Genomic DNA, 13,591 nt, shown 5'->3' on the forward strand with positions numbered 1-13,591 from the left:
GAGCCGCCCATTGGGCGGCTCCTGTTTTCAGCCGATTACCACTTGTAGTCGAGGCTCGCCGTAACCCGGCGCGGGTCGCCGGCGTAGCAGTAGAAACCGTCGCAGGTGGCCAGGTATTCCTTGTCGAACAGGTTGTTGGCGTTCAGCGAGATGCTGGCGCCGCGCAAGCTGCCATCGAGTTGGCCGAGGTCGTAGCGCACCGCAGCGTCGTAGACGGTGTAAGCGCTGCTGTGGCCGTCGGATGCGTCACGCACGAAACCTAGGTTGCCAACGGCAATATTGTCTGTGGAACCGACGAAGCGGGCGCCAAAACCAATGCCGAAGCCTGCCAGTGCACCCTGTTTCCAGTCATAGTCGGCCCAGATCGACGCCTGATGCTCGGGGATCAGCGGCAGGGCGCGGTTCTTGTCGCGTGGGTCGCCGACCTCGGTCATCTTGCTGTTGGTGTAGCTGTAGGACGCGGTCAGGCTGAGGTTCTCGGTGACGTTGCCGGTAGCTTCCAGCTCCAGGCCACGAACTTCCACCTCGCTTACTGGCTCGGTGGCACCGGCGATGTTGGTGGTGACGATGTTCTGCCGCGTCAGGTCATAGACGGCGGCAGTGAACAGCATGTCGCTGCCCGGAGGTTGGTACTTGATGCCCAGTTCGTACTGCTTGCCGGTGCTGGGTTTGAATGCTGCGCCGCTATTACCGCCCGCTTCGGCCTGGAAGGATTCGGCATAGGACACATAAGGCGTGAAGCCCGATTCGAACACGTAGCTCAGCGCCGCGTTACCGCTGAATTGGCTGTCGCGGCGGCTATCCTTGGCATCGTTGGCGTTGTGGAATACCGAGTCGGTGTCCAGGCGATCCCAGCGGCCACCCAGGGTCAGGCGCCAGGCGTCGAGGGACATCTGGTCCTGCAGATAGAGGCCGGTGTTGCGGCGTTTCTGGTTGTAGTCCTGGTAGGCGGTGTAGGCGACGTTGCTGAAGTCCTGACCATAGATCGGGCGAACGATGTTGCTACTCGGCGCCGTGCCATACAGCCAGCGGTAATCGGTGTCGACGCGCAGATAGTCCACGCCGAGCAGCAAGGTGTGCCCGATTGCGCCCGTGCTGAAGTCGGCCTGGAAGTTGTTGTCCACAGCGAAGTGGCTGATGTTTTCGTCGTACACGTTGGCGCCGCGCGCAACGGTGCCATCGTCAGCCACTGCAGTGGCCCAGCCCCCAGCCGTGATGATCTGGTTATCCAGTTCGAGCTTGCTGTAGCGCAGGTTCTGATTGAACTGCCAGATATCGTTGATACGGTGCTCGAAGGCGTAGCCCAGCGCGTAGAAGGTCTTGTCGTAGAACTCCCAGTCGGGATCGCCAAGGTTCTTGTGATAGTCGACCTTGCCGGCTGGCGTGCCCAGCTTGGTGCCTTGCAGCGGCAGGAACTGGCTGGTGCCGCCGGTATCGTCACGGTTGAACTGACCGAGGAAGGTCAGCTTGGTGTCGTCGGCGATATTCCAGGTCAGGCTTGGCGCGAGATTGAAACGCTGATCGTCGATATGTTCGACGGTGGTGCCGCTGTCACGGCCGGTGCCGCTGAAACGGTAGAGAAACTGGCCTTCATCATCGATCTTGCCAGTGCTGTCGAAGCTGATCTGCTTGTGGTTGTAGTTACCGACCTGGACCTGTACTTCATGGCTGCTTTCAAATGGCGGGCGGCGGCTAACGGCATCCACCAGGCCACCGGGCGGCGTCTGGCCATACACAGCCGAGGCGGGGCCGCGCAGCACGGCGACACGCTCCAGATTCCAGGTTTCCAGCTTGGCCATGGTGTAGCTGCCCTTGGGCAGCGGCAGGCCGTCGAGCATCTGGATCGGCTCGAAGCCGCGGATCTTCATCCAGTCGGCGCGGCTGTCGCTGCCGTAGCTGCTGGCGATCACGCCCGGCATGTAGCGCACGGCGTCATCGAGGTTCTGCACCTTGCGGTCCTGCATCTGTTCGCGGGTGGCGACGGAGATCGAGCGCGGCGTTTCCAGCAGCGGTGTGTCGGTTTTGGTGCCGGTCGCTGTGCGGTTGGCCAGGTAGCCGCGGGTCGGGCCCAAAGCCGTTTCGGCGGCCTGCTCGCTGGCGGTGACGGTCACGTCCGGTAGCGCAACTGCTGCGTCTGCTGCCGGGACCAGACTGTAAGCGCCGCCGCTGCCTTGCAGCTGCAGGCCGGTGCCACGCAGCGCCTGATTGAGCGCTTCGATGGCTTCGTAGTCACCGCTGACCGGTGCCGAGCGTTTACCCTCGGTCAGCGCGGGATCAATGCTCAGCGTTACGCCGGCCTGGCTGGCGATCTGGTTGAGCGTGGCGGCCAAGGGGCCGGCCGGCAACTGATAGGGCTCGGCATGAGCCAGCCCGGCATGGCCGGCGAAGGCGATGGTCAGGGCCAACAGCGTATGGCGGAACGGGACAGGGCGGAAGGACATTGCGAATCTCTCCTAAGAGTTAATGTATCTCAATGCCCTTCTGCCGAAGCAGAAAGGAAAAGTGTCAGGGGCGGGGAAAATTATTTTTCCACCGGCACCACGCGAGTCCACCAAGGGCCCAACTGCTCGGCCCGTACTGGCAGGCTCAATGCCAGCGCGGCCAGCGCCTTGTCACTGTCATGTAGTGGGAAGCTGCCGCTGATGCGCAGCCCGGCCAGGCTCGGGTCGAGGCTCAGATAGCCGCTGCGGTATTCGCCAAGCTGGTCGATCAGGCTCTGCAGCGGCAGGTTGTCCGCCACCAGCATGCCGCGGCTCCAGGCGTCGGCGCCGACGGGGGCGGGGCTGCTGTCGCTGAGGTGCTGGCTGTCCATGCGCACCTGTTCACCGCTGTGAATGACGCGCTCCTGCGAGCCAGCCAGCGGTCTGGCCGCGACCGCCGACTGCAATACGATCAACTCGGTGGCGGCGCCGTCGCGTCGCACCAGAAAGCGCGTGCCCAGTGCGCGCAGGCGCCCTTGATCCGTTTCTACGACGAAGGGGCGGGCATCGCCCTTGGCCGTCTGAATCAGGATCTCGCCGCTACGCAGATGCAGGCGTCGTTCGTTGTCGTCGAACTCGATATCCAGTGCGCTGCGGCTGTTGAGGCGAATCTGGCTGCGGTCGGCGAGCAACAGGTCGCGTTGCTCGCCGCCAGCGGTATGGTAGTCGGCGAGGTAATCACCCAGCGGGCGCTGCTGAGCCAGCAACGTCAGTGTCATGCCTGCGGCCAGCAGCACGCCCAAAGCGCTGCCGCCAAACCGGCGCAGGCTGCGTCGACGATTGACGCTGCTCTGCAGCAGGGCGCGCCGTGCCATGGGGGCGCTGGCGGCGGAGAGTTGCTGGTCGATACCGCCGAGGCGCCGCCAGACCAGGCCATGCTCCGGGTGAGCGGCGAGCCAGTCGGCGAAATCGTGACGTTGCTGCTCGCTGGCTTCCCCCGAGTCGAGGCACAGCTGCCAGGCGATGGCTTCATCGAGTACGCGCGCCGAAACCTGGTTCACTGCGCCACCCCGTACAGTGCGATGTAGCACTGGCGCAGGCCCTGGGCGAGGTACTGGCGCACGCGTGAGACGGACACACCCAGGTGCTCGGCGATCTCGGCGTGGCCCAGACCATCCAGGCGGTTATAGAGGAAAGCCGCACGTGCCTTGCTCGACAGCTGCCCGAGCAGGCGGTCGATCTCGGCCAGCTGTTCCAGCGCCAGTGTCTGTTCCTCCGGGCTCGGCTGCACGGCTTCGGGAGCTTGAGCGAGTTCCTCCAGATAGGCGCGTTCCAACGCGCTGCGGCGGAACTGGTCGACCATCAGGCCCTTGGCGATGGTGGTAAGCAGGGCCCTGGGCTCGCGTGGGGTGTGCAGGTCAGCACGACCGAGCAGGCGCACGAAGGTATCCTGGCTCAGGTCTTCGGCGCGCTGCGCACAATTCAGGCTTCTGCGCAGCCAGCCGAACAGCCAGTCACGATGGTCGCGATAAAGCAGACCGACCAGCTGCTGATTGCTGGAATCCTGAACCGACACGCGCACCTCGCGACATCTAAGTTAAGGTGATAATGATTCGCATATGATTGCAGAGGTCGTGTCAGCGTGCAATCACGCGTTGGTGTGGCATGACCGGTGGTGAAGGGGAACGAAAAGGCGGGCTGAATCGGTAGGAGCGAGCTCTGCTCGCGAATAAGAGGGTTCGCGAGCAGAGCTCGCTCCTACGGGGGGCTTGTGACGACGATGCTTAGGTGCCTTCCTGGCGACCGCGGGCCAGGGCGTGATTGACATCCAGCCAACCGCGTACGGCGTCTTCGCCCATCTCGCCGAACACGCGCTGCAACAGGCGCGCCTGTTCGCGGCGCAGGGCCTGTTCCAGCTTGGCGCCTTCCGCGCTCAAGCCGAGCAGGCGCTTGCGCTTGTCGTCTGCGGCCGCTTCGCTCTGCACCATGTCCATCTCGATCAATTGGCGCAGCGGCATGTTCAACGCTTGCTTGCTCACGCCCAGGTAACCCAGCAGTTCGCTCATGTTCAGCCCCGGATACTTGGCAATAAAGAACAGGATGCGGTGATGCACCCGTGACAGGCCACGTTTGGCGAGCATTTCGTCGGGCTTGGCGGTGAAAGCTTGGTAGCCGAAGAAGAAGGCTTCCATGGCAGCCTGCTGAGCCGCGGCGTTCTTGATGACCTGCGCGCCATGACGGCCACCTTGCGCGCCCTCGGCGGATGGAGCTAAAAACTTCTCGGGGAAATTTTTTAGGTCAGTCATATTGACGTATCTCGGGTTGGCGGCGTAGTTTCGGTCAAGCAGTTTGACTTAATTACAACGACTTTTGCACCCCAGGACATCCCATGGCCTTCTCCGAACGCATCGCCCGCCTGAAAAGCTCCCTGATCCGTGAAATTCTTGCCGCGGCGCAGCGTCCGGAGGTGATGTCGTTCGCCGGGGGGCTGCCGGCCGAGCCGATGTTGCCGAAGGTGGATTGGGCCGAGATGCCGGCGAGCATGGGTCAGTACGGCATGAGTGAAGGTGAGCCGGCGCTGCGTGAAGCCATCGCCGCCGAGGCGCGTGCGCTGGGCGTGCCCTGCGATGCCAGCCAGGTGTTGATCGTCAGCGGCTCGCAGCAGACCCTGGACCTGGCCTCCAAGCTGTTCATTGATCCGGGCACCGAGGTGCTGCTCGAAGCGCCGACTTACCTGGCCGCACTGCAGGCCTTCCAGCTGTTCGGCGCCGATTGCATCAGCGTGCCGCAGGAGGCCGACGGCCCCGAGCTGTCTGCGCTGCGCCAGCGTCTGGAAAACCACAAGCCGGCCTTCGCCTACCTGATCCCTACCTTTCAGAATCCGTCCGGCACCCGTTACAGCGAAGCCAAGCGCGAAGCGGTAGCGGCGCTGCTCGACGAGTTCGGCGTGACCCTGATCGAAGACGAGCCGTACCGCGAGCTGGTATTCGATGAAGGGAGCGCCACGCCCATCGTCAGCCGCCTGCAGAGGGCCAGCTGGATCTACACCGGCACCGTGTCCAAGACCTTGCTGCCGGGCCTGCGCGTCGGCTACCTGATCGCCACCAGGGATCTGTACCCGCACCTGCTGCGTCTGAAACAGTCGGCCGACCTGCACACCAACCGCATCGGCCAATGGCAGGCGCTGCAGTGGCTGGGCAGCGAGCAGTACCGTGGCCACCTGGCCGAGCTGCGCGATTTCTACCGCATCCGTCGCGACGCCATGCAGGCGGCTCTGCAGGAGCACTTCGGCGATCTGGCCTCGTGGGAAATCCCCCAGGGCGGTCTGTTCTTCTGGCTGACCCTGAAGCAGCCGCTGGATACCCGCACGCTGCTCGATGCGGCACTGGCGCAGAACGTCGCCTTCATGCCGGGCGAGCCGTTCTTCATCGACCCGGATGCCAACCCCGGCCACCTGCGACTGAACTTCAGTCATGTGGCGCCGGAGCGTCTGGGCGAGGGGCTGCGCCGGCTGGCGGCGGTGATCCGCGATGCGCAGGGTGCGTGATTGGATATTTCCCTGTAGGAGCGGATTTATCCGCGAAATTTGCGGCTGAAGCGGAATGCCGTCCAGCCGCTCCTACAAAAGCAGGGTGATTGGCGGCGAGATTGCCGCGAGGATTGATGGGAGGGCAACGCGATGTTCAAGGTCTACGGCGATTACCGTTCGGGCAACTGCTACAAGGTCAAGCTGATGCTGCATCTGCTGGGCGAGGCGTACCAGTGGATTGACGTCGATATCCTCAAGGGCGAGACGCAGAGCGAAGCCTTCCTGGCCAAGAACCCCAACGGCAAGATCCCGGTGCTGGAGCTGGAAGACGGCACCTGCCTGTGGGAGTCCAACGCCATCCTCAACTTCCTCGCCGATGGCAGCGAGTTCCTGCCCAGCGAGCCGCGCCTGCGTACCCAGGTGCTGCAGTGGCAGTTCTTCGAACAGTACAGCCACGAGCCCTATGTCGCGGTGGCGCGCTTCATCCAGCTTTATCAGGGCTTGCCCGAAGCCCGCCGTGAGGAGCATGCACGCTGCCTGAGCGGCGGCTACAAGGCGCTCAAGGTGATGGAGAAGCAGCTCGAACGCACGCCCTATCTGGTTGGCGAACAGTACTCCATCGCCGATATCGCCCTGTATGCCTACACCCATGTGGCGGACGAAGGCGGCTTCAGCCTCGAAGCCTTCCCGGCCATACGCGCCTGGGTCGATCGCGTTGCCAGTCATCCGCGTCACGTCACCCTGCTGGGCTGAGCAGCCTGAAAAGGCTGGCAGGTGAGCCGGCCTCGACTAGAGTTTGGCGGTAACCGTACGAGGGAGCCGCCATGTCGGATGGAAATCGCAAGCTGGGGCTGGGATCGCTGACCGCGCTGGTGGTGGGTTCGATGATCGGTGGCGGGATCTTCTCGCTGCCGCAGAACATCGCTGCGCGGGCTGATGTGGGCGCGGTGCTGATCGGCTGGGGCATCACTGCGGTGGGCATGCTGGCTTTGGCCTTCGTGTTCCAGAGCCTGGCCAATCGCAAGCCGGAGCTGGACGGCGGCGTGTACGTCTATGCCAAGGCCGGTCTTGGCGACTACATGGGGTTCTCCTCGGCCTGGGGCTACTGGATCAGCGCCTGGCTGGGCAATGTCGGTTACTTCGTCCTGCTGTTCTCGACCCTGGGTTACTTCTTTCCGGTTTTCGGCGAGGGCAATACGCCGCTGGCGATTGGCTGCGCGTCGGTGCTGCTGTGGTGCGTGCACGCTCTGGTGCTGCGCGGGATCAAGGAGGCGGCGCTGATCAACCTGATCACCACCGCCGCCAAGCTGGTGCCTATCCTGCTGTTCATCGTCATCGTCGCGCTGGCCTTCGATCGCGACATCTTCACCCGCGATATCTGGGGCCGCAGCAATCCGCAGTTCGGCAGTGTGCTGGAGCAGGTGCGCAACATGATGCTGGTGACGGTATTCGTGTTCATCGGTATCGAAGGAGCGAGCGTGTATTCGGCGCGGGCCGAGCGTCGTAGCGACGTGGGCAAGGCCACGGTGATCGGTTTTCTCGGCGTGCTGGCGCTGCTGATGCTGGTCAACCTGTTGTCGCTGGGGGTGATGAGCCAGCCCGAGCTGGCGGCGCTGCAGAACCCCTCCATGGCCGGCGTGCTGGAGCATGTGGTGGGGCGTTGGGGGGCGATCTTCATCAGTATCGGTCTGGCGGTTTCGCTACTCGGCGCCTTGCTGTCCTGGGCATTGCTGTGCGCCGAAATCCTCTTCGTCTCGGCGAGGGACGGCACCATGCCGGCCTTTTTGCGCAAGGAGAACGCCAACCAGGTGCCGGCCAATGCGCTGTGGCTGACCAATGCGATGATTCAGCTGTTTCTGCTGGTCATCCTGTTCGCCCAGGGCACTTACCTGTCGCTGATCTACCTGGCGTCGTCGATGATCCTTGTGCCCTATCTGTGGTCGTCGGTCTATGCACTGCTGTTGGTGCTGCGCGGCGAAAGCTACGAGGGGCAGCCCGGCACGCGTCGCAAGGACCTGCTGGTCGGCCTGCTGGCCACGCTCTATGCCATCTGGCTGCTGTATGCCGGCGGGGTGAAGTACCTGCTGCTGTCGGCGCTGCTCTATGCGCCGGGCGTGCTGCTGTTCCACAAGGCCAAGCGGGAGCTGGGGCAGGCGATTTTCAGGCACTTTGAATGGCTGATCTTCATCGCGGTGCTGCTGACCGCGCTGCTGGCGGGTTATGGCTTGTACAGCGGGCATCTGAGTTTGTGAGTGGGCTTGGAGGATGCAGGCTGGAGGTGGATAATCGCTGTTCGCATTCTTCTGGCTCTCTTGTCCTGCCATGCGCAAACGGCTGCATACCGCCCTTGTCTGTCTGCTGATACTGGCCCTGCCGATTCAGGCCATGGCCGCGTTCGGCCTGCAGCTTTGCCAGCAGGTGCATGGCAGCGCCGCGCTGCACGGGATAGCCGATCATGGCGCCCAGCATGGTGCGGCGATGGCTGCCGAAAAGCCAAAACCTGCCACGCATCATCCGGCCAACGCCACCGCCTGCAGCCTCTGCGCCTTCTGCGTCAGTGCCGTGGTAATCAGCCAGCCCTTCGCTCACGCCGAGCCGATGCGCCTTGCGCAGCCGCCTGGCTCATCGAACGAGCGCCTTGTCTCCATCGTGCCGGACACGCCCGAGCGTCCGCCGCGTCTCTCTTTCGTCTGATCGAACACCTTTACCCACGGCAGCATCTGGCTGGCCGTGCGCGTCTGGTTGCGCGCTAACGATACGAATGATTGGAGATGGATAGATGAAACGAGCTTCTTACACCGTGCCAGCCCTGCTGCTCGCAACACTGCTCAGCGCGGTGCAGGCCCAGGCCCACGAGGACAGTCACGCCGGCCATGGCGCCATGAACATGATGCAGCACGCCCCGCAGCAGAAGCCCTGGGGCATCGCCGGGCAGGCTGACAAGGTCGATCGCAGCGTGGAGATTCGCATGGACGACACCATGCGCTTCACCCCCGAGAGGTTGCAGGTCAAGCAGGGTGAGACCATCCGCTTCGTCCATCGCAATGAGGGCGAGCTGATGCACGAGTTCGTTCTGGGAACACGGCAAACTCTGGACGAGCATGCCGCCGAGATGCTCAAGGCACCGGGCATGGCGCACGGTGAGGCGTACATGGCGCACGTCGCGCCAGCGCAGCAGGGTGAGATGATCTGGACGTTCAATCAAGCAGGCGAATTCGAATTCGCGTGCCTGATCGCCGGGCACTACCAGGCGGGTATGCGCGGCAGCATCGAGGTGCTGGCTGAGTAAGGCAGGGTAGGGGATGGCCGCGACTCAGGACGAGTCGCGGCCAGACGCTGGATCAGTTCAGCGCGTCGGTCAGGCCCTTGGCAGGTACCAGCTTGACCACTTTCTTGGCCGCGATTTCGATGCTTTTACCGGTCTGCGGGTTGCGGCCGGTGCGGGCCGGACGCTCGCTCACCTTCAGTTTGCCGATACCCGGCAGGGTGATCTCACCATCATTTTCCAGCGCGTCGCCGACAATTTCGCCCAACTGATCGATCAGGGTGCGGACAGTGGCTTTCGGCAGGGATACGGCCTCGGCCAGGTCGCTGATCAGTTGGTCTTTGGTGATTGCCATGATGTAACTCCGTTTGCAGGTGAGAGGTTCGGCGCGCCAGGCAAGGCCTGCACAGCCGAAAACGTGGGAAAGCTAGCACAAAAGATAGGGCTCGGCTGCGCCGCAGCAGGCACTTCCGATAGGGCTTAGTGTCGCATCGGCCCTTGTGGTTCCGGCGTGCGACCAAAAAACGCATCGGCCTGCGCGTTGCCGATCGTTGTGGTGCCGAGCATGGCTCGCTATCGAGCCGGTCGCACAGGCTGGTCTGAGCCAATCATTGTTCTTGCAGCCAGACGGCGACTTGGCAAGGCTCGACTAAGCTTCTGAAACCTGCCCATCGTTGGAGTGCCATCATGTTGCGCGCATTCGCCGATTTAGGGTTTCGCTGGAAAATCGCTCTGCCGATTCTATTGCTGGCTGCCTTGCTGGTTACCATGGGTGCGCTGGGCATGCGTGGCATCACCCAGGTTGCCGAATCCAGCACCACGCTGACCAATCGTCATTTGCCGGCAATCAGCCTGCTGCTCAATGCAGACCGTGATCTTTATCAAGCCTTCATTGCCGAGCGCAGTTTGCTCGATGAGGACTCCGACGCGCATGCGGCGGAGCTTCGCGCCTCCCATGCGGAGAACCTGCAGCAAGCCTACGACCGGGTGCACGAATTCGCCGCAATGCAGCCGAGTAAAGAGGCGCTGGCGCTGGTGGCGGAATTCGATCGTGGTTATGAGCGCTGGAAAGCGACTTCTCTGCGCGTATTGGAAATGGCCGACAGCGATCCTAACGCAGCCAGTAGGCTGAGTTTCGCTGACAGCGAAGTGCATTTCGAACAAGCGCGTACCGCTATCGATAAGCTGGGTGAACTCGAAGACAGCGCCGCCAACACTGTCGGCACCGAAGCCATTGCGCACGGTGAGGCTCTGGCCTGGCAGCAGGGGCTTATCATCGCCATCGGCCTGCTGGTCTGCGTGGCACTGGTGGTCGGCTTTCCGCTATTGGTGACCCGTCCCTTGCACAGCCTGCTCCATCGCATCGAGCAGATCGCGGATGGCGATGGCGACCTGCGGGTGCGTCTGGATGTGCTGTCCAGAGATGAACTGGGCAAGCTCAGCCATGCCTTCAACCGTTTTCTCGACAAGCTGCAGCCCCTGATCAGGGAAGTCGGGCGGGTAACCGGTGAAGTGGCTGATTCGGCCAAGAGCCTGGCGGGAATGGCGGCGGCCAACGACCGGTTGATCAGTAGCGAGCATGCTGCGGTGGATCAGGTCAGCACCGCAGCGACAGAAATGAGCGTGGCGGTGCATGAAGTCGCGCGTAACGCACAGAGTGCCGCCGATGCCGCGCGGCATGCCGAGGTGCAGTCTCGCGAGGGAGCGCAGGTGGTCGGCGTAACCATCAACTCGATCCGGCAACTGGCGCAGGAAGTGGAAAGCGCCTCCGACACCATTCAGACCCTGGAGCAGGAAACGGCCAACATCGGCGCAGTGCTGGCGGTGATCAAAGGCATCGCCGAACAGACCAACCTGCTGGCGCTCAATGCGGCTATCGAGGCGGCGCGTGCGGGGGAGCAGGGCCGCGGTTTCGCCGTGGTGGCTGACGAAGTGCGGGCGCTGGCCGCGCGTACTCAGGACTCGACCAAGGATATCCAGCAAATGATCGAGCGCCTGCAGGTCGGTGTGCAGAATGCGGTCAGGGCTACGCATTCGGGTAGCGCCCGGGCGCGGCAGAGCGTCGAGCAGGCAGCTGGAGTGGACCAGGCGCTGAGCGTGACCGGTGATTCGGTGCAGCGGTGCAGCGGATCAACGACATGGCTGCGCAGATTGCCACGGCCTGCGAGGAGCAGAGCAGCGTCACCGAGGAGATCGCGCGCAACATCAGCGATATCCGCGACCTGTCAAACGAGGCGGCGCAGACTTCCGAACAAAGCACGCGGGCCAGTCAGCACCTGTCCGAGTTGTCCCTTGGCCTGGCCCAACTGGTGGGCCGTTTCCGCGTTTGAGGTGAGCGACTTGCGTATCTAAGTGTTTGAAGCAGTTGTAAGTTTGCGTTTAGTCGTTACAATGGCGCGGCCCATCGCAATGGTGGGCAGCGTTATGGTGGCCCTGCCGGTCCCCTCGCATTGATCAGCCGTGAACCCGGTCAGGCCCGGAAGGGAGCAGCCGCAGCGGTGACATCGAGTGCCGGGGTGTGGCTGGTAGGGTCCACCTCCAGTTTTCCAAGCATTCGCCAGCTTCCTGATTCCCTCTTTTTCAGTCGCATATCGCGTCAGGCGTTTTCCTGCGTGCAAGAAAAAGCCCGCGCAATGGCGCTAACGCTGTTCACATAAGAAATGGTTGGACGCGATCAGTCCCCTCGCCCCTTTGGGGAGAGGGTTAGGGAGAGGGGAAAACTGGCAGTTTTGCGGTGTTTTCAGCCCTCTCGCCCAGCCCCTCTCCCATAAATGGGAGAGGGGAGCCAAACGTGTACAACCTTAAGTGAACAGCATTGCTCGCAATGGCGCGGGCTTTGGTCTTCGGGCGGAATCAGGCGATGCGGTAGTTCAACACGCTGTCCTGTTCCTTGAGCGTCTTGCGCAGGTCGGCGGGAATATTGCCGGCGCGTAGGGCCAACTCAAGGCGAATCTCTTCCAGGCTCTGGGCGAAGGCGCTCTGGTCGTCGACTTGAAGTTTGGCCAGGACTCGGCTGTATACGGTGCTGTCGCTCTCGTCGAGCAGGGCGAGAATGATGCTGCCGTCCGGGCGTGGCGAGCTGAAGCTGGCACGCAGCGGGTTGAACAGGTGATCGACGAGTTGCTGGTTGGTGAGTTCCAAATATCCCACTCCATCCTGATGGTTGGTCACCTTCGACCTCGGGATGGTGGATTGGTTCAGGCCGTGAGCGACTGGCGGGTACGCTCGATCACCTGTTGCAACGAGTCGTCGTTGTACTGGCCGGGATACAGGCGCTGGCTGTACTGGGCGATTCCGGTCTTGTCGACCAGGGTAAAGCTGAAGCTGCCCTTGCGCGTTGCCTGAATACGGCAGTCGAAAGGTGCGAAGGCGTGGGTCAGCGTGCTGATGGCTTTCTGGATCTGATGTTGAGTATTCATGTTGTTAGGTTTTCCTTAAAACGGTGTGCGCATCGATGCGCGCTTTGCTCCATGAGGTCGGCCGAAAAGCGGCCTGCTAGGTAAACCATTCGGAGCTTTATGGGCACGATAAAGTTCCATTGTTACGGTTCTTCGGCGTGGTCGGTACGTCGGAGGCAGGCAGAGAACAGCGCCGATAAGTGGCGAGTCGGCCTGGTCAGTCAGCAGGTGGGATCGGGGAGGGCGGCAGCGCAGGGTGCACTAGACGTTGAACCGGGAAACCAGCGAGGAGGCGCTACGGCCTTTTTGACTTACAGCGTGGTACGAACGGCGCGAATGATACGCCATTGTTCAAGAATTGACCAGAGCTATTTGCCGAGCTCATGCCCGGTCACCTTGGGGCTCGGATGGCGGATGCAATTTGCCGGTTGCTCCGCTAGGATTAGCCCACTTTTGCTTTCTTCACATGACGGTTTTCCATGAGTTATCAGGTTCTTGCACGTAAATGGCGTCCGCGCTCGTTCCGCGAAATGGTCGGCCAGACCCATGTGCTCAAAGCCCTGATCAACGCCCTGGACAGCCAGCGCCTGCACCACGCCTACCTGTTCACCGGGACCCGTGGTGTCGGCAAGACCACTATCGCGCGGATCATCGCCAAGTGTCTTAACTGTGAAACCGGTATCAGCTCCACGCCCTGCGGTACCTGCTCGGTATGCCGGGAGATCGACGAGGGGCGTTTCGTCGACCTGATCGAAGTGGACGCCGCCAGCCGCACCAAGGTCGAGGATACCCGCGAGCTGCTCGACAACGTGCAGTACTCGCCAAGTCGTGGCCGCTTCAAGGTCTACCTGATCGACGAAGTGCACATGCTCTCCACCAGTTCCTTCAACGCGCTGTTGAAGACCCTGGAAGAGCCGCCGCCTCACGTGAAGTTCCTCCTGGCCACCACGGATCCGCAGAAGCTGCCGGTCACCGTGCT

Annotated in this window: 14 protein-coding genes, 1 other RNA gene and 1 pseudogene; 9 read left to right on the forward strand and 7 right to left on the reverse strand. The window is 62.4% G+C overall.

What is annotated here, in order from left to right; all coding sequences use genetic code 11:
* Positions 1-35 precede the first annotated feature (35 nt).
* From B3P22_RS03115 to B3P22_RS03130, 4 genes are all read right to left on the reverse strand, one after another.
* Entirely contained in the window at positions 36-2,441 is a 2,406-nt protein-coding gene (locus tag B3P22_RS03115) for a TonB-dependent siderophore receptor (RefSeq protein ID WP_296269821.1), read from the reverse strand.
* 80 nt (positions 2,442-2,521) lie between these two features.
* Positions 2,522-3,481, reverse strand: coding sequence for a FecR domain-containing protein (locus B3P22_RS03120; RefSeq protein WP_296269822.1), 960 nt, complete (start codon positions 3,479-3,481; stop codon positions 2,522-2,524).
* Entirely contained in the window at positions 3,478-3,996 is a 519-nt protein-coding gene (locus B3P22_RS03125) for an RNA polymerase sigma factor (protein ID WP_296269823.1), read from the reverse strand. Before B3P22_RS03125 ends, B3P22_RS03120 begins: the two co-directional genes overlap by 4 nt.
* A gap of 208 nt (positions 3,997-4,204) precedes the next feature.
* Positions 4,205-4,726 carry a MarR family winged helix-turn-helix transcriptional regulator gene (locus tag B3P22_RS03130; protein ID WP_197859440.1) on the reverse strand — a complete coding sequence of 174 codons (522 nt, stop codon included), beginning with the start codon at positions 4,724-4,726 and terminating at the stop codon, positions 4,205-4,207.
* Between the two features lie 83 nt (positions 4,727-4,809).
* Here B3P22_RS03130 and B3P22_RS03135 point away from each other — a divergent pair, with 83 nt between their 5' ends.
* The 5 genes from B3P22_RS03135 (at position 4,810) to B3P22_RS03155 (ending at position 9,238) form a co-directional block, all read left to right on the forward strand.
* The gene (locus B3P22_RS03135; protein ID WP_296269824.1) at positions 4,810-5,967 is read left to right on the forward strand and encodes a PLP-dependent aminotransferase family protein; all 1,158 of its coding nucleotides are present in this window, start codon (positions 4,810-4,812) and stop codon (positions 5,965-5,967) included.
* Between the two features lie 132 nt (positions 5,968-6,099).
* Entirely contained in the window at positions 6,100-6,702 is a 603-nt protein-coding gene (locus tag B3P22_RS03140) for a glutathione S-transferase family protein (RefSeq protein WP_197859438.1), read from the forward strand.
* Between the two features lie 71 nt (positions 6,703-6,773).
* Positions 6,774-8,201, forward strand: coding sequence for an arginine-ornithine antiporter (arcD, locus tag B3P22_RS03145; protein WP_296269825.1), 1,428 nt, complete (start codon positions 6,774-6,776; stop codon positions 8,199-8,201).
* A 70-nt stretch (positions 8,202-8,271) separates the two neighbouring features.
* A complete protein-coding gene (locus B3P22_RS03150; RefSeq protein WP_296269826.1) occupies positions 8,272-8,643 on the forward strand; it encodes a hypothetical protein in 372 nt (123 codons plus the stop codon).
* Positions 8,644-8,728: 85 nt separating this feature from the next.
* A complete protein-coding gene (locus B3P22_RS03155) occupies positions 8,729-9,238 on the forward strand; it encodes a cupredoxin domain-containing protein (RefSeq protein WP_296269827.1) in 510 nt (169 codons plus the stop codon).
* A gap of 52 nt (positions 9,239-9,290) precedes the next feature.
* Here B3P22_RS03155 and B3P22_RS03160 read toward each other — a convergent pair whose 3' ends face one another.
* Positions 9,291-9,569, reverse strand: coding sequence for an HU family DNA-binding protein (locus tag B3P22_RS03160; protein WP_197859434.1), 279 nt, complete (start codon positions 9,567-9,569; stop codon positions 9,291-9,293).
* A gap of 428 nt (positions 9,570-9,997) precedes the next feature.
* Here B3P22_RS03160 and B3P22_RS23780 point away from each other — a divergent pair.
* The 3 genes and pseudogenes from B3P22_RS23780 to ffs form a co-directional block, all read left to right on the forward strand.
* Positions 9,998-10,630, forward strand: a pseudogene (locus tag B3P22_RS23780) (MCP four helix bundle domain-containing protein); the annotation flags it as partial.
* 126 nt (positions 10,631-10,756) lie between these two features.
* The gene (locus B3P22_RS23785) at positions 10,757-11,566 is read left to right on the forward strand and encodes a methyl-accepting chemotaxis protein (protein ID WP_419096406.1); all 810 of its coding nucleotides are present in this window, start codon (positions 10,757-10,759) and stop codon (positions 11,564-11,566) included.
* An 82-nt stretch (positions 11,567-11,648) separates the two neighbouring features.
* An RNA gene (gene ffs / locus B3P22_RS03170) (signal recognition particle sRNA small type) lies at positions 11,649-11,745 on the forward strand.
* 322 nt (positions 11,746-12,067) lie between these two features.
* Here ffs and B3P22_RS03175 read toward each other — a convergent pair.
* Entirely contained in the window at positions 12,068-12,355 is a 288-nt protein-coding gene (locus tag B3P22_RS03175; protein WP_197859472.1) for a DUF3509 domain-containing protein, read from the reverse strand.
* Between the two features lie 56 nt (positions 12,356-12,411).
* Entirely contained in the window at positions 12,412-12,633 is a 222-nt protein-coding gene (locus B3P22_RS03180) for a hypothetical protein (RefSeq protein ID WP_197859471.1), read from the reverse strand.
* Between the two features lie 458 nt (positions 12,634-13,091).
* Here B3P22_RS03180 and dnaX point away from each other — a divergent pair.
* Positions 13,092-13,591, forward strand: a 500-nt coding sequence (gene dnaX, locus B3P22_RS03185; protein WP_296269828.1) for a DNA polymerase III subunit gamma/tau, incomplete at its 3' end; no start/stop codon positions are given.

It is taken from the genome of Pseudomonas sp. UBA6323, from assembly GCF_002439135.1.
Taxonomy (GTDB): Bacteria; Pseudomonadota; Gammaproteobacteria; order Pseudomonadales; family Pseudomonadaceae; genus Aquipseudomonas.